Here is a 20,189-nt window from a genome sequence, read left to right on the forward strand (position 1 = left end):
TGGGGCCCACTATGGCCCGATAAATTTGCACAGCAATCGCGTCATTCGCGCAACCGCTGTGCAGAAGCCGGCAGACCGGAGCCGCCGTGAACTGGGACGACGTCCGGGTGTTCCTCGCCGTCGCCCGCGCCGGCCAGTTCGTCGCCGCGGCGCGGGCCCTCAAGGTCGATCACGCCACGGCGGCGCGGCGCGTCTCCGCGCTGGAGCGGGCCTTGAACGCCCGGCTCCTGGAGCGCCGCACCACCGGCGTCGCGCTGACCGAGGCGGGCGGGCGCTTCCTCGGCGCGGCCGAGCGCATGGAGACGGCCTTCCTCCAGGCCCAAGCGGAGCTCGGCGACCGCGACGTCGAGCTTTCCGGCACGGTGCGGATCGGCGCGCCGGACGGGCTCTCGACCTACTACCTCGCCGGGCTCTTCGCCGCCCTAGCGCAGCGCCATCCTGCGATCGGGATCCAGCTCGTGCCGACGCCGCAGGCGGGCCCGGTCGGGCGGCGCGAGGTGGACATCGCCGTCGTGCTCGAAAAGCCGGAGGCGGGGCGCTTCGTCACCCGCAAGCTGACGGATTATTCGCTCGGCCTCTTCGCCTCGGCGGCTTATCTCGGGCGCCACCCCGCGCCCGAAGGGGTCTCGGGCCTGACGGGTCACAGGCTCGTCGGCTACGTCGAGGACTTCAACTATTCCCCGGCGCTCGACTACGTGGCCGAACTCTGCGGCGACGCGCCGATCGCCTTCCAATGCGCGGGCGCCATCGGCCAGCTCGAGGCGGTGCGGGCCGGCGTCGGCATCGGCGTGCTGCACGACTTCATCGCGCTCCGCCACGCCGACCTCGTCCGGGTGTTGCCGGAGCGGCGCGCGCGGCGTGCCTACTGGATCGTCGAGCACGAGGACACGCGCGGCATCGGCCGCATCCGCGCCGTGCACGACCTGCTGGTGGACGCGGTCGCCGACGACCGCGCCCTGTTCTTGCAGCGGGACTGACGGGGTCAGACGTCCTGGCTGTAGCCGCCGGGATCGCCGCCGCCCGTGTCGCCGCCGCCGTCGTTGCCGTAGTTGCCGGCCTGGTAGCCGCCGCCCTGGTTGTCGGACGGCTGCTGGTCCTGCGGGCTGTCGTAGTAGTTGTTGATGACGGTCTCGCCGCCCGGTGCGCCGAAGCCACCCTCGCCGCCGCCGAACCCAGACGCGATCCCCATGGGATTGTGACCGCCGGAGAAGAGGTTGCGGATGCCGTCCGCCATGAGCACGCCGCCGGCGACGCCGGCCGCCGCGCCGAGCGCACCCTTCATGAAGCCGCCACCGCCGCCGCCCCCGCCGCCGAACATGCCGCCGCCCTGGGGCTGCTGCTGGGCATAGCCCTGGTTGCCCCAGGGACCCTGGGGCGGCTGCTGCTGGCCGTAGCCGGGCTGCTGCCCATAGCCCTGCTGCTGCCCGTAGCCGGGCTGCTGGCCGCGGTAGGGGTCGGGCTGGGCGGCATGGCCGGTCGACGGCACCGAGGAGGCCGCGGCCCCGGCGGCACCGCCGCCGAACATGCGCCCGAGCCCGCCGAGGAAGCCGCCCTCGTTCTGCTGTCCCGGAGCCTGCGTCTGGCGCACCTGCTCCTCGAGCTGCTGGATGCGGTCGTTGGCGGCGCGCAGCGCCTGGTCCTGCACCAGGACGGTCTGGGTGAGGAGATAGGGGGCGTAGGGCTGCTGGCGGACCTGATCGGTGATGAGCTGATCGGCGTCGCGGTCGCGCCCCTGGCTTCCCACCGACTTCATGCGGTCGAAGAGACCCGTGATGAGTTGACGTTCGTCGGAGTTCACGTTGCGTCTCCCTCAGTGGCGGGCCGCTGCCCGGCGCGCCCTATATGGGGACAACGCCGCCGGAACCAAGGAGGTCCCCCGAGGCCGCGAATGGGCCTCGGGCCGGGTCCTCAGGTCGGGTTCTCGAGGCTGAAGGACTGGTTGTCCTCGTCGTAGGCGTAGACTTCGCCGTAGCGGCCCCAATTGATGGCCGAGCGCAGCGTCTTCTCGGCATAGTCCTCGCTCATGTAGTCCTCGAGTTCCTCGCGGAATCGGGCCGCATTGGCGACGTGGGAAGGCCGCTCGTCGAGCACGCGCTTGATGCGGGCGGCCAGCGGCACGTAGGCCATGAGGTGGTCGCCGAACTGCTTCTTGCGGGCGTCGACCTCGGCGTCGGCGAAGCGGCGGCCGGCACCCGTCAGCTTGATGTCGCCCTCCTCGAGCTCGGCGAAGCGCATCAGCTGCAGGGTTTCGGCGATGGGAAACAGGTCGTCGATCTCCATCTGCAGCGAGTCGGCGAGGTGGGGCAGGTCGGCCTTGCCGTTGTAGGGCTCGGCCGCGACCTCCTCCATGAGGCCGGCGAGCGAGTTGGTCGACACGCGGGGCAGCACCATGCCGATGCCGGTGCCGGGGAAGAGCCCGTCCTTGCCGGGCTGCTTCGTGGTCGAGCGCCGGGTCATCAGGGCGTAGATGTTGTCGACGAGCTGGCGGAAGATCGGGTCGAGCCGGTTGCGCGGATGGGGCAGCGTCACCCGGATCTCGGAGGCGATGCGGCCGGGGTGGGACGACAGCACCAGGATGCGGTCGCACATCAGCACCGCCTCCTCGATGTTGTGGGTGACCATGAGGATGGACTTGATGGGCAGGCGCCCCTCGCTCCACAGGTCGATGAGGTCCGAGCGCAGCGTTTCCGCCGTCAGCACGTCGAGCGCCGAGAAGGGCTCGTCCATGAGCAGGATGTTGGGGTGGGTGACGACCGCGCGGGCGAAGCCGACGCGCTGGCGCATGCCGCCCGACAGTTCCTTGGGATAGGCGGATTCGTAGCCGTCGAGGCCGATGAGGTCGATGGCGGCCAGGGCGCGCCGGCGCGCCTCGTCGGGCGCGATCTTCAGCGCCTTCAGGCCGATCTCGACGTTCTCCAGCACCGAAAGCCAGGGGAACAGCGCGAAGCTCTGGAACACCATGGCGACGCCGTCGGCCGGGCCCGTCAGGGGCTCGCCCTGGTACACGACCTCGCCGGCCGAGGGCCGGATGAGGCCCGACACGATGCGCAGCAGCGTCGACTTCCCGCAGCCGGAGCGGCCGAGCAGGCCCACGATCTCCCCGCGCGACAGCTGGGTCGACACGTCGTCGAGCACCGCCGGCGAGTCCTCGTCGCTGCCGCCCTTGTAGCGCTGGCTGACGTGGCGCACTTCCAGCAGCGGGCCGCCCTTCACCTCTTCGAGCATGGTTCAAGACCTTTCGGCGCTGTCGCGATCACGGGGGTTCTGGGCTGGGTGTCGAGGCCGGAGCGCTTCCGCCCTTCGGCTTGCGGGCGAGAGCGCCGTCAGCCGAGGCGCAGGCGCCGCTCGGCATAGCCGAAGAGCGGCCGCCACAGCAGGCGGTTGTAGAGGATGACGAAGATCGACATCATGCCGACGCCGAGCACGATCTTGGGGAAGTCGCCCGCCTCCGTCGCCTGCGCGATATAGGCGCCGATGCCCGTGGCCGAGACCCTGTCGTTCCCCCATTTCACGTATTCGGCCACGATGGCGGCGTTCCACGAGCCGCCCGAGGCCGTGAGGGCCCCGGTGACGTAATAGGGGAAGATCCCGGGGATCATTACCTTGAACCACCAGGACCAGCCGGTGATGCGGAAGTTCGACGCCGCCTCGCGCAGGTCGTTGGGGAAGGCCGACGCGCCGGCGATCACGTTGAACACGATGTACCACTGCGTCCCGAAGATGATGAGGAACGACAGCCAGATGTCGGGGTCGAGGTGGAACGTCAGGATGCCCACGACCGCGATGGGGAACACGACGTTGGCCGGGAAGGCCGCCAGGAACTGGGCCGCGGGCTGCACCCGCTCCGCCACGGCGGGCCGCAGCCCGATCCACACCGCGATCGGCACCCAGACGAGGCTGGCGAGCGTGAGCAGCACCACCACCCGCAGCATGGTGATGAGCGTGAGGCCGATCGTCTGGACCACGTCGCCCCAGCTCAGCGTCGTGGCGATGAACAGCACGGCGTGCCAGGCGCCGTAGACCGCGATGAGGCCGATCACCACGACCCAGGCGACGTCGACGGCCCGCGACACCACGGGCGAGCTGTTCCGGCGGCGCCCGAGGCGCGGCAGGTCGAGGCGCAGGCTCGTGAACCATTCGAAGGCGCCTTCGAGCGGGGCCGCGGCGCGGCGCACCCAGAAGGTGCGGGCGAGCAGGTTCAGCACCCAGGACTTCGACGTCGCCTGCGAGGCCGACAGCTCCACCTTGAACTTGTCGGCCCAGGTGACGATGGGGCGGAACATCAGCTGGTCGTAGAGCAGGATCACCACCAGCACCATGACGACGGCGGCCAGCACCGCCCTGATGTCCTTGGCATCGATGGCGGTGGCGAGATAGGAGCCGATGCCCGGCAGCTTGATGGTCGTGTCGCCCACCGTGATGGCCTCGGCCGCCACGACGAAGAACCACCCGCCCGACATCGACATCATCATGTTGTAGATGAGCGACGGCATGGCGAAGGGCGTCTCGAGCTGCCAGAACTTCTGCCAGGACGACAGCCGAAACCCTTCGCAGACCTCGGCGAGGTCGTCCGGCACGGTGCGCAGCGACTGGTAGAACGAGAAGGCCATGTTCCAGGCCTGGCTCGTGAAGATGGCGAAGATGGCGGCGAGTTCCGCCCCCAGCACCGAGCCCGGGAACAGGTTCAGGAAGAACGTCACGGTGAAGGACAGGAAGCCCAGGATCGGCACCGACTGCAGCACGTCGAGCAGCGGGATCAGCACGGTTTCGGCCCGCCGGCTCTTCGCCGCCAGCGTGGCATAGGTCAGCGTGAAGGCGAGCGAGGCCCCCAGGGCCAGGAACATGCGAAGCGTGGTGCGCAGGGCGTAATAGGGCAGGTAGGCGTAGTCGAGCGAGATGGGCGCCGAATCCGGCGACGGCAGCGGAACGACCATGTCGTGCGACCCGCGGGCCACCAGCACGAAGAGGCCGAAGATCAATGACAGCGCGATGACGTCCCATTGGTTGGGCAGCGCGCGTCGGCCGAGCGACGTGAAGGCCACGAATCTGGATGCCATGCGGGATACCTGATGGAGGGTCGCGCCGCAGGGCGCCAGGGCTGCCTATCGCATGTTGGATCGCCGTGACAATGCGATGACGTCAAAGCCACGCTCAAGGCGCCCCGGCCCGGCCGCGTCCGGCCCGGCCCCGAGCCTCGTTTTCCATGTGGGGTTCGCGTCGGGCCCTCCCCCGCCGCCCCTTCCATGCCCGCGTCGGGCCTTCGCCCGACGCTCCTTCCACGGTCGCGTCAGGCCTTCGCCCGCCGCTCTTCCACCCTCGCGTCAGGCTTTCGCCCGACGCCCCTTCCATGCTCGCGTCAGGCTTTCGCCCGACGCTCCAGGCCCAGCGAGACCGCGAAGATGCCGAGGCCGCAGACCGACAGGGCCGAGGCGACCCACCCCGTCGAGGTCCAGCCGTAGCCGGCCGCGATGGTGACGCCGCCGAGCCAGGCGCCGAGCGCATTGGCGATGTTGAAGGCGGAATGGTTCAGCGCCGCCGCGAGCGTCTGGGCATCGGCGGCGACGTCCATCAGGCGCGTCTGCAAGCCCGGCAGGATGGCGAAGCCGCAGCCGATCAGGAAGACGGTGGCGGCCGCCGTCCAGGCATTGTGGGCCGTCACGACGAAGAGCGCCGCCACGACGGCGTCCCAGGCCAGGACGAGGCCGATGGAGCCCATCAGCGACCGGTCGGCCAGCTTGGGGCCGACGAGGTTGCCCAGCACCATGCCGGCGCCGAACAGGCACAGCACCACCGGCACTATCACGGCCGGCACCCCCGAAACCTGCGTCAGGGTGGAGGCCACGTAGGTGTAGATGGCGAAGGTTCCGCCGCAGCCGCCGGCCGCGATGCCGAGCGTCAGCCACACCTGCCCGCGGCGCAGCGCGCCGAGTTCGACCAGCGGGCTCGACGCCTTGGCCCGCGTCGCCGGCATGAACAGCGCCAGCAGGACCAGCGTGACGAGGCCGATGCCGCCGACGGCCGCGAAGGTCATGCGCCAGCCGAGGCCCTGGCCGAGCCATGTGGCGGCCGGGGTCCCCACCAGCGTGGCGATGGTGAGCCCCAGCATGATGCGGCCGACCGCCTGGGCCCGCCTGCCGGGCGGTGCCAGCGAGGCCGCCACCAGCGACGCCACGCCGAAATAGGCGCCGTGCGGCATGCCGGTGAGGAAGCGCAGGGCGAGGAGCGACGGGTAGGCCGGGGCGAAGGCGCTGAGGAGGTTGCCGAGCGTGAACAGCCCCATGAGGCCGAGCAACAGCACGCGGCGCGACAGCTTCGCGGCCAGCACCGCGATGATGGGCGAGCCCACCACCACGCCGAGCGCATAGGCGCTGATGACGGTGCCGGCCGCCGGCTCCGTCACGCCGAGGCTCCGGGCCATGTCGGGGAGCAGGCCCATCGTGGCGAATTCGCCCGTGCCGATGCCGAAGCCTCCCACGGCGAGGGCGAATTCGATCAGCGCCGTCTTGCGCCGCTCGTGACGTGTCTCCTGGCCCGCCTCGGCGCGCGGAAGCGCGGCCCGGTCGATCGCGGCATCCGTCATGGGATCCTCTCCGTGGCCCTGGCGGGAGCCGCTGGGTGCCGGCCGTTGGGGACGTCCCCCGGCGCATCGGCCCTGTTGCACTGCAGCATGATCATATTGCGACACCGGCGAGTCGACACCCGCGATAGCGCATGGCTGCACTGAGACTTTGTGAACGAAGGCCCCTCATCCCGAAAACAAGTGAAATTACTCAACGATTTCAGTTTGCGTCGTCGCACGGGTTCGATACCGTCACGGATTTCGGGCTTGCGGCGGGGTGGGACGCGCCGCGCCGCCGCGGAAGGAGAGGAGGCTGTGGACAAGTCGGCCGGGCTGCAACTCCGCGCCTTCCGTGCCTCCCGGCTTCCTCCGCCGCATCAACCCCTGGTGATTCGGCCCGGCTTGACTCTCGGCGCGCGACCCGGAATCTATCTAGAACAAAACAGGAACACATGGCCTTCCCTCCCGGCCGTCGGGAGGGAGCGCCGGTGAGTCCCGTTGTCGCGTCACGGTGTGGCGTTCACGTCGTCGCGATCATGAGGCCGAGCGGTGCCGCATCCCCCACACACGACGGACGTTTCCGGCCTGCGCGACCTCGTGTCCCGCATCGAGGGCACCCGCCCGGGGGCACCCCGGCGGCGGGAAGCCGGCTTCCCGGCGCCCGTCAGCCTTGGTGACGGCGGCCTTGGTGACGGCGGCCTTGGCGACGGCGGCCTGCCGCTCGACCGGCTCCTGTCGGGCGGGCTGCGCCGCGGCACGCTGCACGAGGTGGTGGGCGAGGGCGTGGGGGATGCCGCGGCGGCGGCGGGCTTCGCCCTCGCGGTGGCGGGGCGCTGTGCCGGCCTCGACCCCCTGGTCTGGATCGTCGAGGACCATGTCGCCTCCGAGACCGGCCTGCCCTACCGGCCCGGCCTCGGCGCCCACGGCATCGACCCGGACCGGCTGATCCTGGTGCGCACCGCCGACGGCCCGGCGACGCTCTGGGCCCTCGAGGAGGCGCTGCGGCTCGGCGCCCGGGCCGTGCTGGCGGAGCTGTGGGGGGCGAAGCACTACGGGCTCGCGGCCTCGCGCCGGCTGCTGCTCGCCGCGCAACGCGGCCGCGGCACCGCCGTCCTGCTGCATGCGGGCCTGGCGGGCCGCGGGGCCGCCCTGTCGAGCGCCGCCGAGACGCGGCTCGCTGTCCGGGCCTGCCCGAGCCCGCGGCTCGCCTCGGCGGGCGGGCGCACGCCCATCCCGGGCGTCCCCGCCGTGTCGGTGAGGCTGCTCAAGCTCCGCCTCGGCACCGGCGGCGAGGCCGACCTCGACCGCCGCCATCCCATCGTCTGGAACCCCGATCGAAGGTGCTTCGATGCCCACCCGCTACCTTTCGGTCTTCCTGCCGCTGCTGCCGACCGACCGCATCCGGCGCGGCGGGCGGCGTCCGTCGTCGACTTCGGGCAGGCCCGGGCCGGATGAGCCCCTGGTCACGGTCGCCAAGGTCAGGGGCGCCCAGCGCGTGACGGCGGCCGACGCGGCCGCGGCGGCGCGGGGCCTGCGGCCCGGCCTCGCCCTGGCCGATGCCAGGGCCCTGTGCCCCGCCGTTCTGGTGGCGGAGGCCGATCCCGAGGCCGATGCGGCGCTGATGGGCGCGGTGGTGGACTGGTGCCGGCGCTTCACGCCGCTCGCCGCGCCCGACGGGGAAGACGGGGCCGTGCTCGACATCGGCGGCGCGTCCCACCTGTTCGGCGGCGAGGCCGGCCTCGTCGAGGCCCTCGTCTCCGGGTTGCGGCGCCAGGGCCTCGCAGCCCGCGCCGCCGTGGCGTCGACGCCCGAGGCCGCCTGGGCCCTGGCGCGGTTCGGCGCCGCCAGCGTGGCGGGGTTCGGGACGGAGCCGGTCGCCCCCACGCCGCTCGAACCCGGCTTCGCCCCCCTCGCCGCCGCCCTGCCGGTGGCGGCGCTGCGGCTCGACCCCGAAACCGTGGCGGGCCTCGCCCGCGCCGGGCTCGTGCGGGTCGGCGACCTCCTGGCCCGTCCCCGCGGCCCCGTCGCGGCCCGGTTCGGCGCCGAGGTGCTGGCGCGGCTCGACGGGCTGATGGGGCTCGCCAAGGCCCCGATCGGGCCGCGCTTCGAGGCCCCGCGCTGCGTGGCGGAGCGGCGCTTCGCCGGCGGCCTCGCCGAGATGGAGCAGATCGAGGCGGCGCTGCTGCCGCTCTGCCGCCACCTCTGCGCCGCGCTGGCCCGCCAGGGACAGGGCGCGCGGCGGGTGGCGGCGAGCTTCTTCCGGGTCGACGGCGCCGTGAAGCACCTCGCCCTCGGCACGAGCCGCCCGACGCGCGAGCCGGAAGCGCTGCTCGCGCTGTTCCGCGAGAAGCTGGCCGCCATCGGCGAGGACGGGCTCGACACGGGCTATGGCTTCGACCTGATCCGCCTCGCCGTGACCGAGGCGGAGCGGCTCGACGCCCGCCAGGAGGACCTCGCCGGAGACGATCCGGCCCGGAGCCGCGACGCCGCCATGGCCGACCTCGCCGACCGGCTCGGGGCACGGCTCGGCCTGCGGCGCGTGCTCCGCCTCGCCCCCCACGACACGCACGTCCCCGAATGCGCCGTCGTGGCCCTGCCGGCGGCGCGCGGCGCCCCGCGGGGGCCGGCCGCGGGGAAGGCCGCGCAGGACGCGGCAAGGGATGCGGCACGGGACGGGGCACGGGACGAGGCCCTTTGCCGCCCGATCCGCCTCTTTGAGCGGCCCGAGCGCATCGACACCATCGCGTCCGTGCCGGACGGGCCGCCGCTGCGGTTCCGCTGGCGCCGCGTGCTGCACGAGGTGGCGGCCATCGAGGGGCCGGAGCGGATCGCGCCGGAATGGTGGACGGGCGCGGCGGAGCTGACGCGCGATTATTTCCGCGCCGAGGACCGCGACGGACGCCGCTTCTGGCTCTACCGCGAAGGGCTGTTCGGCCGCGAAACCGACGAGCCGCGCTGGTACCTGCACGGGCTCTTCGGATGACGGGCTTCGCCGACCTCGCCGTCATCACCAATTTCTCGTTCCTGCGCGGCGCGTCCCACCCCGAGGAACTGGTGGGCCAGGCCTACGCGCTCGGCCATGCCGGCATCGGCATCGCGGACCGCAACTCGCTGGCCGGGGTCGTGCGGGCCTACAGCTTCGTCAAGGAGCGGGTGCCGGCCGAGGCCGGCTTCCGCCTCGCCGTGGGGGCGAGGCTCGTCTTCTCGGACGGGACGCCCGACATCCTGGCCTATCCGCGGGACCGCGCCGCCTATGGGCGGCTGACGCGGCTGCTGACGCTCGGCAACCGCCGCACCGGCAAGGGCCGCTGCGTGCTCACCCTGCCCGACCTCCTCGACCATGCCGACGGCCTGCAGATGATCGTGACCGAGCGCGCCACCGGCGAGGAACCCCCGGCCCCGCCGCTCGACGGGCCCGCGCTGGTCCGCGCCCTGCGGGAAGCTGGCCCCGGCCCGCTGTGGCTCGCCGCCACGCATCTCTACGGCCCGGACCTGCGGCGGCGCCTCGCCGGGCGGGCCGCCCTGGCGCGGGACACCGGCGCGCGCCTGCTGGCCACGGGCGACGTCACCATGCACCACCCCGACCGGCGCCCCCTCGCCGACGTGCTGACCTGCATCCGCCAGCACACGACGCTGGATGCGGCGGGCCGCCACCTCGCCGCCAATGCCGAGCGGCACCTCAAGCCCGCCGACGAGATGGCGCGGATCTTCGCCGAAACCCCGGACGCCGTGGGCGAAAGCCTGCGCTTCCTCGACGGCCTCGGCTTCTCGCTGGCCCAGCTCAGCTACGACTATCCCTACGAGCTGCGCGAAGGCTTCGCCACCGAGCAGGAGGCGCTCGCCGCCTTGGCCGAGGCCGGGCTCGCCCGCCGCTACCCGCTCGGCGCCGACGCCAAGGTGCGCGACATGCTGGCCCACGAGCTCGCCCTGGTGGCACGGCTCGGCTACGCGGCCTATTTCCTCACCGTCCACGACATCGTCCGCTATGCGCGGGACAGGGGCATCCTGTGCCAGGGCCGCGGCTCGGCGGCCAATTCGGTGCTCTGCTTCGCGCTCGGCATCACCGAGGTCGACCCCGCCAAACACGACCTCCTGTTCGAGCGCTTCATCTCGGAGGACCGGGGCGAGCCGCCCGACATCGACGTCGACTTCGAGCACGAGCGGCGCGAAGAGGTGATGCAGCACATCTACCGGCGCTACGGGCGCGAGCGGGCCGGCCTCGCCGCCACCGTCGTGACCTACCGGACCCGCTCCGCCATCCGCGAGGTCGGCCGCGCCTTCGGCCTGTCGGACGACACGGTTTCGGCGCTGAACGGCACCGTCTGGGGCTATTGGTCCAACGGCATCGACCCCGCCGAAACGCGGCGCATCGGCCTCGACCCGTCGGAGCGCCGGCTCGCCCTGGTGCTGCGCCTCGCCGAGGAGCTGGCGGGCTTCCCGCGCCACCTGTCGCAGCATACGGGCGGCTTCGTCATCACCCGCTCGCGGCTCGACGAGGTGGTGCCGGTGGGCAATGCCGCCATGGCGGAGCGCACCACGGTGGAATGGGACAAGGACGACCTCGACGCGCTCGGCATCCTCAAGATCGACGTGCTGGCGCTCGGCATGCTGTCGGCGCTGAAGCGCGGGTTCGACCTCCTGGAGCGGCACTACGGCGAGCACTACGCGCTGGCCTCGCTCCCGTCCGAGGAGCCCGCCGTCTACGACATGATCTGCCGGGCCGACACCATCGGGGTTTTCCAGATCGAGAGCCGGGCGCAGATGTCCATGCTGCCGCGGCTGCGCCCCCGCGAATTCTACGACCTCGTCGTCGAGGTGGCGATCGTGCGGCCCGGCCCCATCCAGGGCGACATGGTGCACCCCTACCTGCGCCGGCGGGAGGGTTCGGAGCCCGTCGTCTATCCGTCGCCCGAGCTCGAAGCCGTGCTGGGCAAGACGCTGGGCGTTCCGCTTTTCCAGGAACAGGCGATGAAGATCGCCATCGTGGCAGGGGGCTTCACCCCCACCGAGGCCGACAAGCTGCGGCGCGCCATGGCGACCTTCAAGCGCGTCGGCACCATCGGCACGCTGCACGACAAGATGGTGGAGGGCATGGTGGCGCGCGGCTACGCGCGCGACTTCGCCGAGCGCTGCTTCGGGCAGATCGAGGGCTTCGGCACCTACGGCTTTCCCGAAAGCCACGCCGCCTCCTTCGCCCTCCTGGTCTATGCCTCGGCCTGGATGAAGTGCCGCTACCCGGACGTCTTCGCCTGCGCCATGCTCAACGCCCAGCCCATGGGGTTCTACGCCCCCGCCCAGCTCGTGCGCGACGCCCGCGACCACGGCGTGCCGGTGCACGAGGTGGACATCAACGCTTCGGGCTGGGACCACGCCCTCGTCCCGGTGGGCTCCCGGACCGACGGCACCGGCACGGCGATCCATCCCCGCCACGCCTCCATGCGCGACGACATCCTGGGCGATCACGCCATCCGGCTCGGGCTCCGGCAGGTCAAGGGCCTGCGCGAGGTCGACATGGAGCGGCTCGTGGCGCGGCGGGGCGGCGGCTACGATTCGGTGCGCGACCTGTGGCTGCGGGCCGAGCTGACGCCCGCCGTCCTGGAATTGCTGGCCGAGGCCGACGCCTTCCGGTCGATCGGGCTCGACCGGCGCGACGCGCTCTGGGCCGTGCGCGGCCTCGACCGCGTCGGCGACAAGGACGCCCTGCCGCTCTTCGCCGGTGGCGGCGCGGAGGACCGCGAGCCCGAGGCCGCCCTGCCGCCGCTGCGGCTCGGCGAGCACGTCGTCGAGGACTACCGGCGCCTGACGCTGTCGCTGAAGGCCCATCCGGTGCTGTTCCTGCGCCAGAACCTCGCGCGGCGCCGCATCCTGCGTGCCGAGGAGCTCGCGCATGTGGGCGACGGGCGCAGGGCCGCCGTGGCGGGCCTCGTGCTGGTGCGCCAGCGGCCCGGCTCGGCCCACGGCACGGTGTTCCTGACCCTGGAAGACGAGACGGGCGCCGCCAACATCATCATCTGGCCCAAGATGTTCGAGGCGAACCGCTCCGCCGTGATCGCGGCGCGGTTCCTCTGCGTCCGGGGCATCGTGCAGAAGGCCACCGGGGTCGTGCATCTCGTGGCGGACCGGCTCGAGGACCTGTCGGGCGAGCTCAACGCGCTCGGCACGGCCGGGCCGGCGCTCACCGACCTCGCCCGGGCCGACGAGGTGAAGCGGCCGCAGACCTTCGCGTCGATGGCCCGGGGCCAGGGCGCGGCCCTCGGCGCGAAGATCGGGTTCCCGCTCGCCGACGATTCGCGCGGCAAGGCCGATCCGAGGCTCGAGCCGCCCCTGGCCTTGCCGCTGCCGCTGCCTTTGCCGCTGGCCGTCGGCGACGTGCGCCGTGCCATGCCGAAGGGACGAAACTTCCAGTGAAAGGGGCCGGGATGCCGCGGGCCCGTGGCTTCCGGGCGCCAGGACCCTATCCTGCCGTCGGCGGCGAAGGAGAGGATCACGACGCAGAGGCCCATGACGGAAGACCGGGCCAAGGACCTCTTCATCCGCCGGATCGACGACCTGCGCCGCCGTGGTGCGGCAACGGCGTCCGCTTCATCTCGACCACACACTATCCGGTCCCGATCGTCGTCGATCGGGAGCTGGGGCTGCTCCTGCGCCTGGCCTACGCCCGCAGGGATGATCGGGCGATGATCATCCCGGACTGTTTTCCCGTCTGATGCCGGGCGCTGGACCGTCGCGGCGCCCGGAGAAGATCGCGGCGCTCAGCGGCGCTTGCCGACGAGGTTCCAGACGGAGGGCACCAGCAGGGCGCCGAGCAGCGTCTTCACGGCGGTGCCGAGCAGGAAGGGCAGGACGCCGGCCGTCCAGGCGGCCTCGGGACCGATGAGGCGGGCCAGCCAGGCATAGCCGGTGGCGAAGAGGATGGCATGGCCCAGCGCCATGGCGCCGAGCAGACGCGGCACGGAGCGGTCGGCCCCGCGCTCGGCGAAGAAGCCGACGACGACGGCGGCCAGCACGAAGCCCAGGAGATAGCCGCCGGTCGGCCCCGCCATGTAGGCGAGCCCGAGGCCGTGTGCCGGCGTGCCGGCGAAGACCGGCAGGCCGAGCGCGCCTTCGACGAGGTAGAGGACCAGGGCGGCGCCGGCGAGCCGGGCCCCGAAGGCGGCGCCGATCAGGATGACGGCCAGGCTCTCCAGCGTGAGCGGCACGGGATAGAACGGCACCGACAGCTTGGCGGACAGCGCCATCACGGCGCTGCCGAGCAGGGCCAGCAGGGCGGCGCGGCCGAAACGCAGGCGCGTCGACGCGGCTTCCGGCCAGACGGCGCCGGCGAGGGTCGGATGGGCCGGAAATCTGATGTCGCTCATGGGTGGCTCCCCTGGTCCGCTTGCATTCCGCCGCGCGCGGCCGCAGGCTGATGCATCTCTTAAGTTGGCGTTACCGATCGGGCAAGCGATGCCGTGCCCCCGCCGGTGGACCGCCGCGATGCGCCGGTCCCCATCACCCGGGATGAGACAGTGGCTTCCGACGACATCCCGTTCGACCGCACGCTCAACGCCCCGCCCGAGGAAGTGCAGGCGCTTTCGCCGCTGGTGCGCCGGCTGGTGGCCAACAACGGCGGACCCTTCACCTTCACCGGCACCTGCACCTACCTGGTGGGCCGCGGGGACGTGACGGTGATCGATCCGGGGCCCGCTGACTCGACCCATATCGCGGCCCTGATGCAGGCCTTGGCGGGCGAAACGGTGCGCAACATCCTCGTCACCCACACCCACCGCGACCACGCGCCCGGCGCGGCGCTGCTCAAGGCCGCGACCGGTGCCGCCGTGATGGGCTGCCCCCGCCGCATGCCGCGGGCCGCGGACCCGAGCCTGCCGGCGCTCGACGCCGCCTTCGACCTCCGCTACGCCCCCGACCGCGTGCTCGCCGAGGGCGACGGCGTGGAAGGCCCGGGCTACCGCCTCGTCGCCGTCGCGACGCCCGGCCACACGTCCGACCACCTCGCCTTCGCGCTGCCCGAGGAGGGTGGGCTGTTCTCGGGCGACCACGTCATGGCCTGGTCCACCACCGTGGTGGCGCCCCCGGACGGGTCGATGCGGGCCTATATGGCGTCGCTCCGCAAGCTCCAGGAGCGCGACGACGTCGTCTACTGGCCCGGCCATGGCGGCCCGGTGCGGGCCCCCCGCCCCTTCGTCAAGGCGCTGATCGTGCATCGGCAATGGCGCGAAGCCGCCATCCTGCGCCGGGTGACGGCCGGCGACGACACGGTTCCGGCCCTCGTGGCGGCCCTCTACCGCGGCCTCGCGCCCTCGCTGCGGGGCGCCGCCGGCCTGTCGGTGCTGGCGCATCTGGTCGACCTCGTGGCCGACGGCCAGGTGGCGGCCGACGGCCCCCCGACGCTGAAGGCCCGTTACGGTCCCGCCTGACGGCGCCGTGGGCCTGGGCGACGGCCCCGAACTCGGGCGTGGGTGCCCTCCGCGAACCCGAGAACGATCCCGTCGTCCTCGGGCCCTTCACCGAACCTCAGCCCTCGATCTCGAGCGCCAGCCGGGCCGAGACGGTGCGGCCGTATTCGTTCACGGCCTCGACCAGCACCGGATAGGTGCCGGGCCGCAGCGCCGGCAGCCGCGCCGTCCACAGGTGCGAGCAGGGCACGGGCTGCACCCAGGGTTTCTTGGTGGCCTCGTTGCGGGCATAGACCTCCGCCACGAAGGGGTCGGGGGCGACGCGCCGGGCCATCGGCAAGGGGTCGCCATCGCCGATCCGCAGCGTCACGGCCGTCTTCGGGCCGCCGTCGAAGACGTTGGCCACCACCGTCGCGGCATGGACTTCGCGGGCCGGCAGGCGGGGCTGCAGCAGCGCGCCGGGGCGGTAGTCGCGCCGCATCTCGTCGTGGAACTGGCTCAGCACCGAGACGCGGATCTGGCGCTCGTCGGGCTCCTTGGCGGGCACGAAGCGGGTGGAATAGCGGTTGCCGTCGACCGACAGGATGTGGAACCCGTTGGGCGTGCCGTCGCGGCTGTCCGCCACCGCCACGCCGCGATGGTCGAAGGGCCCGCTCCACCACGACCCCGACACGGCGGTGAGCACGTGGTGGTGGTGCGGCGCTTCGCCGTCGAACCCGTCCTCGGCGCCGAGATAATGGTGCTCGGTCGTGTGGGTGTGGCCCGACATGCTGAAGGTGTGGGGCCGTCCCGACAGCAGCTTCAGCAGGTCCGCCCGGTTGACGAGGTTCTCGTCCGGCTTGTCGTCGAGGTAGGTCCGCAGCGGGATGTGCAGCGTCACCACGACGAGCTTGTCGTCGGGCACGTGGGCCAGGAGGTTGCGCACGAAGTCGAGCTGCGCGGGGTCGAGCCGGCCCTGGTACCTGCCGGCGCCCCTGGGTGAGGCCTTGTCGGCCCCGAGGTAGTCGACGTCGTCGAGCATGACGAAGACCGCGTCGGCATAGGCGAAGGCGTAATAGGCCGGCCCGTACACGCGCTTGAAGGTTTCGCGCGCGTAGCGGCGGTCCGGCGCCTCGTAGTTGAGGTCGTGGTTGCCGCCGATGTTGTACCAGGGCAGGCCGACCGTGCCGACGATGCGGTTGTAGCGATCGTAGAGCGACAGGTCGTCGAACATCTCGTCGCCGAGCGACAGGCCGAAGCGGGCCTGGGTGCCGCGCAGCGCCGGCAGCACGTCGTCGCGCACGAAGTCGATCTCGACGTCGGTTTCGGGCTGCGGGTCGGTGAAGACCACGACGTCGAAGCTCGCCGGCTCGTCCTGCCGGCGCAGCGGGAAGTCCACCGAGGCCGGCAGGGGCCCGGTCGGGGCGATGCCCGGATAGGCCAGGTCGAGCGCGGCCGGCGTGCCGCGAGGCTGGTGGATGTAGAAGAAGCGCGGCAGCAGGGTGCCGGGCTCGACGGGCGTCATGTAGCCGGCGGGCTTGACCACGAACACGACCGTCTCGTCGGCGACGGGGAGCGTGTAGCGGCCGTCCGCGTCCGTCACGGCGACCTCGCGGCCGTTCGACACCAGCACGCCCGGGATGCCGCGGCGGCCACCGCCCTCGCCGTCGTCGAAGACGCGGCCGGTGACGCTGGCCGGCGTTCCGCTCCCATGGGCGTCGGCGGCGGCCGGCGCTCCGCTCCCCTGGGCGTCGGCGGTGGCCGGCGCCAGCACCAGGGCGGCGCCGCTGGCGGCCGCGCCGCGGATCACGTCGCGCCGCGAGAACCCATCCTTGTCTGCCGTCATGACCGCGCGCCTCCCAGGCCGCGGCGCGGGGGCCGGCCGCGGGTCTCACCCATATAGGTCTAGTCCGGCGCCGTGACGGGGCGGTGAAGGCGCCCGTCAGCCGCCCTTGCGGAACGCCAGGGGCTCGGCCGAATCGCCGCCCAGCAGCAGCTGGGCGACCTGGCTCAGGCGCCAGCCCGCGCCGTCGCGGTCCAGCACCAGCACCATGTCGTAGCGCTCCGCCGGCCAGTGCGGCCCCGCCACGGTGCCCTGCGTCAGGGCCGCGACGAGGTCGGCGATCCGCTTGTGCTCCCAGGCGACGAGGCCGACCCCGCGCCGGCGCAGGATGGCGGCCGCCGCCGCCTCCACCTGCTCCGGCCCGAAGCCGGCGTCCGACACGAGGCCGGCGAGCTCCGCCAGGGGCTGCAGGGTCAGCACCGAACGGCGGCTGGCATGGTCCCGGTCCGGCGCGGCCGCGACCAGGAAGTCCGGCCGGGCGATGCCGGCCGGGGGCGCCGCGCCGTCGCGGGGGACGAAGAACCGCGCCAGGGCCCCGGCCCGCTGCCAGCCCTTCACCGACAGCGCGGCCGTGTCGTGTCGCCCCTCGGGGTCGAGGCCGAACGGCGGCCCGCCGCCGCGCGGGGGCTTCTCGGCGTGGCGGATCAGCATGATGCGGGCCGGCCCCGCAGCCGCCGCCGCCCGTGCCCGTCCCGTCGCGGCGAGCACCAGGCCGGCGACCGTGGCCACGATCCCGCGCCGCGACATGCCGTCCCGTCCCGTCGTCATCGCCACCCCGTCTGCCGCCGCGCGCCGCGCGCCGCCCATGAGGCCGGCGGCGCCGTTTCGCATATGTGCTTAACGGCTCCGGGCCGCCGCCGAAAGCCCCTGTTAAGGTCAACAAACCATGGTGACCGGGTCGTCCTCCGTGACGGACAGTGTCCGAGTCAGCCTCTGCGGGTCCCATGACCTCCTTCAAAGAACCGAATTTCAGCTACACCGAGGCCACGCTCCGGCGCGAGGTCCAAACCGACAATTCCCACTGGGAGTTGATGTACAAGGCGATGCTGGCCCAGCTGATGACCTATGTCGATGCGGCGGTGGCGCGTGCGCTCGCCGAACACGGCATCGACGAGACGTTCACGGCACGGGCGCAGGCGAGCGCCAGGGCCGCGGCCCAGACCTATGCGGGCCAGGGTCACGGACACGGCCACGCCGGCACGGAGCGGGGCACCGAGCCCGGCGCCTCGCCCCATGCCGCCGCCGACGCGCACCGCTACGACCCCGCCATGGCGGGGCCCTTCTCGGGCGTCGTGCTGCCGCCGTGGCTGCAGCCCTTCACCTTGCCCGAGCAGGTGCGGTTCACCCGCACCCCCGATGCGCTGCTGCACCGGTCCGCCGCAGACCACGAGGCTCACCTTGCCGCCGACGAGGACGGGGCATCGGCAGAGGTCGACGACGCGGTGCCGACCTGGAAGAAGCCGGTCGTGCTGCCCGCCAACGTCCGGTTCAACCGCACCCCCTACCCCACCAAGCCGGCCGGCTCCCCGGACGACGACACCGTCGGCGCCCAGACCTTCACGGGCGAGGCGGAACCGCACGCCTCCGACGATGCCGGCCGCGACGGCGTGGTGATCGCGCTCGCCGACGTGCAGGCCGAACGCGCCCTCGCCGCCGCAGCCCTCACGGCTGTCGAGGTCGCCGCCGCCACGGCGCCGGTGCCCGAAGGCGCGGCCCTGCCGGCCTGGTTCGACCCCGCCGCCGAGGCGACCCAGCCCCAGTCCGAGCCCCAATCCCTGCCGCAACCCGACGACGACCTCACCGCAGCCTGGCTTCGGGCCCATGAGCGCACGGTCGTCCAGAGGGGCCTGCGGCTGACGCCGGACCAGTCCCTCGGCGACGTCCTGGCGGCCGTCGAGGCCGTGGCGCTCGACCCCGCGGCCTCGGTCCATCCCTACGGCGACGCCAGCCTCGTCACCACCCCGCCCGCCGCCGGCTCGGCGGAGGTTGCCGTGTCGGTAGCGGAGGCTGCCGCCCCCGTGGCGGCCGAGCCCGCCCCGGCGATCGACGCCACCCTGCATCCTTACGGCGACGTCGCCTTCTGGATCGAAGGGCTCGCCGAGCCGCTGGCGGCGCCGGCGCCTGCGGCCAAGGGCGAGCCGTCGTCCCATCCCTTCGGCCTCGTGGGCCTGGGATCGCTCGTCGCCACCACCCCGGCTCCGGCCGCCGCCACCCCGGCTCCGGCCGCTCCCGTCGCGGAACTGCTGGCCTTGCCGGCCCCGGCGTGGCTCGTCCTGCCCGAGCCGATCGTGGTTGCGCCACCGGCCGCGCCGGCTGTCGCGGAGATGCTCGAGGACGCCGTCGTGGCGGCGGCCGAGGATTTCGGCCCTTACGGGGACCCGCGCCTGTGGGCCACCCCGGTGTCGGAGGCCCTGCCCGCCTCCGAACTCCCGGCGGTCCCCTCGGACGAGGGGCAGGCCGAGACGGCCGCCGCGCCCGAGGTCGGTCCCTACGGCGATTCGAGCCTGTGGCTGACGCTGATCGGCGCCGAGGTTCCGGCCGCCACCCCTGCCCCGGCGGCCGACGCCGCCCCGGCCGAGACCGTGCTGCCGGCGCCGACCGTCGCCCTGCCGGTCGGCATCGCGTCGCCGGCCGATGCCCGGGCCTTCGCCGGGCCGGTCCGCACCGGCATCCGCCGCGGCCTCGGGACCCAGCACGGCCTCGCGCCCTTCGAGATGACGAACCGCGTCACCTCCGACCCGGAACTCTACGAGGACCCGCCGCTCGACCTGCTGATGCCGACGCCCGAGCCGACCGGCGAGGTGCTGTCGAGCGGCGCGCTCGAGCAGAACGCCCGGCTGCTCGAAGGCGTTCTGGAGGAGTTCGGCGTGCGCGGCGAGATCATCGACGTGCGCCCCGGCCCGGTGGTGACGCTCTACGAACTCGAGCCCGCCCCCGGCACCAAGTCGAGCCGCGTCATCGGCCTCGCCGACGACATCGCCCGGTCCATGTCGGCGGTGTCGGCCCGCGTGGCCGTCGTGCAGGGCCGCAACGTCATCGGCATCGAGCTGCCGAATCAGCGGCGCGAAACCGTGTTCCTGCGCGAGCTGATCGCCGCCGAGGACTTCTCCGAGTCCAAGCACAAGCTCGCCATCGCGCTCGGCAAGACCATCGGGGGCGAAAGCGTCATCGTCGACCTCGCCCGCATGCCGCACCTGCTCGTCGCCGGCACCACCGGCTCGGGCAAGTCGGTCGCCATCAACACCATGATCCTGTCGATCCTCTACCAGATGCGCCCGGAGGAGTGCCGGCTCATCATGATCGACCCCAAGATGCTGGAACTCTCCATCTACGAGGGCATCCCGCACCTGCTGACGCCCGTCGTCACCGACCCCAAGAAGGCCGTCGTGGCCCTGAAATGGGCGGTGCGCGA

At 72.7% G+C, this 20,189-nt stretch carries 13 protein-coding genes; 6 read left to right on the plus strand and 7 right to left on the minus strand.

Translation table 11 applies throughout. The annotated features are described in order from the left end of the window. Positions 1-86: 86 nt before the first annotated feature. Complete coding sequence (locus D3272_RS11605) at positions 87-977, plus strand: LysR family transcriptional regulator (protein ID WP_129219326.1); 891 nt, start codon at positions 87-89, stop codon at positions 975-977. A gap of 5 nt (positions 978-982) precedes the next feature. Here the strand turns inward: D3272_RS11605 and D3272_RS11610 are convergent, their stop codons facing one another. From D3272_RS11610 to D3272_RS11625, 4 genes are all read right to left on the minus strand, one after another. Next, entirely contained in the window at positions 983-1,798 is an 816-nt protein-coding gene (locus D3272_RS11610) for a DUF2076 domain-containing protein (protein ID WP_129219327.1), read from the minus strand. A gap of 110 nt (positions 1,799-1,908) precedes the next feature. Further along, a complete protein-coding gene (locus D3272_RS11615; RefSeq protein ID WP_129219328.1) occupies positions 1,909-3,225 on the minus strand; it encodes an ABC transporter ATP-binding protein in 1,317 nt (438 codons plus the stop codon). A 98-nt stretch (positions 3,226-3,323) separates the two neighbouring features. Next, the gene (locus D3272_RS11620) at positions 3,324-5,057 is read right to left on the minus strand and encodes an ABC transporter permease (protein WP_129219329.1); all 1,734 of its coding nucleotides are present in this window, start codon (positions 5,055-5,057) and stop codon (positions 3,324-3,326) included. 299 nt (positions 5,058-5,356) lie between these two features. Further along, positions 5,357-6,580 carry an MFS transporter gene (locus D3272_RS11625; RefSeq protein WP_129219330.1) on the minus strand — a complete coding sequence of 408 codons (1,224 nt, stop codon included), beginning with the start codon at positions 6,578-6,580 and terminating at the stop codon, positions 5,357-5,359. Positions 6,581-7,108: 528 nt separating this feature from the next. On the opposite strand from D3272_RS11625, the gene D3272_RS11630 reads away from it, so the two are divergent. Genes D3272_RS11630 through D3272_RS11640 form a run of 3 tightly spaced genes read left to right on the plus strand, consistent with a single transcriptional unit; the run spans position 7,109 to position 12,967 of the window. After that, positions 7,109-8,014 (plus strand): ImuA family protein, encoded by a 906-nt coding sequence (locus D3272_RS11630; protein ID WP_129219331.1) that lies wholly within the window; start codon positions 7,109-7,111, stop codon positions 8,012-8,014. Beyond that, complete coding sequence (locus D3272_RS11635; protein ID WP_129219332.1) at positions 7,908-9,542, plus strand: Y-family DNA polymerase; 1,635 nt, start codon at positions 7,908-7,910, stop codon at positions 9,540-9,542. The genes D3272_RS11630 and D3272_RS11635 overlap by 107 nt, the downstream gene beginning before the upstream one ends. Beyond that, positions 9,539-12,967: an error-prone DNA polymerase gene (locus D3272_RS11640; RefSeq protein WP_129219333.1), complete on the plus strand. Its 3,429-nt coding sequence runs from the start codon at positions 9,539-9,541 to the stop codon at positions 12,965-12,967. The genes D3272_RS11635 and D3272_RS11640 overlap by 4 nt, the downstream gene beginning before the upstream one ends. A 344-nt stretch (positions 12,968-13,311) precedes the next feature. Here D3272_RS11640 and D3272_RS11645 read toward each other — a convergent pair whose 3' ends face one another. Continuing rightward, complete coding sequence (locus D3272_RS11645) at positions 13,312-13,917, minus strand: biotin transporter BioY (protein WP_129219334.1); 606 nt, start codon at positions 13,915-13,917, stop codon at positions 13,312-13,314. Positions 13,918-14,067: 150 nt separating this feature from the next. On the opposite strand from D3272_RS11645, the gene D3272_RS11650 reads away from it, so the two are divergent. Continuing rightward, the gene (locus tag D3272_RS11650) at positions 14,068-14,976 is read left to right on the plus strand and encodes an MBL fold metallo-hydrolase (RefSeq protein ID WP_129219335.1); all 909 of its coding nucleotides are present in this window, start codon (positions 14,068-14,070) and stop codon (positions 14,974-14,976) included. A 97-nt stretch (positions 14,977-15,073) separates the two neighbouring features. Here D3272_RS11650 and D3272_RS11655 read toward each other — a convergent pair whose 3' ends face one another. Further along, on the minus strand, positions 15,074-16,780 hold the full coding sequence (locus D3272_RS11655) for a calcineurin-like phosphoesterase C-terminal domain-containing protein (protein WP_129219336.1): 1,707 nt from the start codon (positions 16,778-16,780) through the stop codon (positions 15,074-15,076). Positions 16,781-16,876: 96 nt separating this feature from the next. Continuing rightward, positions 16,877-17,608, minus strand: coding sequence for a hypothetical protein (locus D3272_RS11660; protein WP_129219337.1), 732 nt, complete (start codon positions 17,606-17,608; stop codon positions 16,877-16,879). Positions 17,609-17,721: 113 nt separating this feature from the next. Here D3272_RS11660 and D3272_RS27910 point away from each other — a divergent pair. Then, a partial coding sequence (locus D3272_RS27910) for a DNA translocase FtsK (protein ID WP_281010841.1) occupies positions 17,722-20,189 on the plus strand: 2,468 nt, incomplete at its 3' end.

It is taken from the genome of Lichenibacterium ramalinae (assembly GCF_004137085.1).
In the GTDB taxonomy this organism is placed as follows: domain Bacteria; phylum Pseudomonadota; class Alphaproteobacteria; order Rhizobiales; family Beijerinckiaceae; genus Lichenihabitans; species Lichenihabitans ramalinae.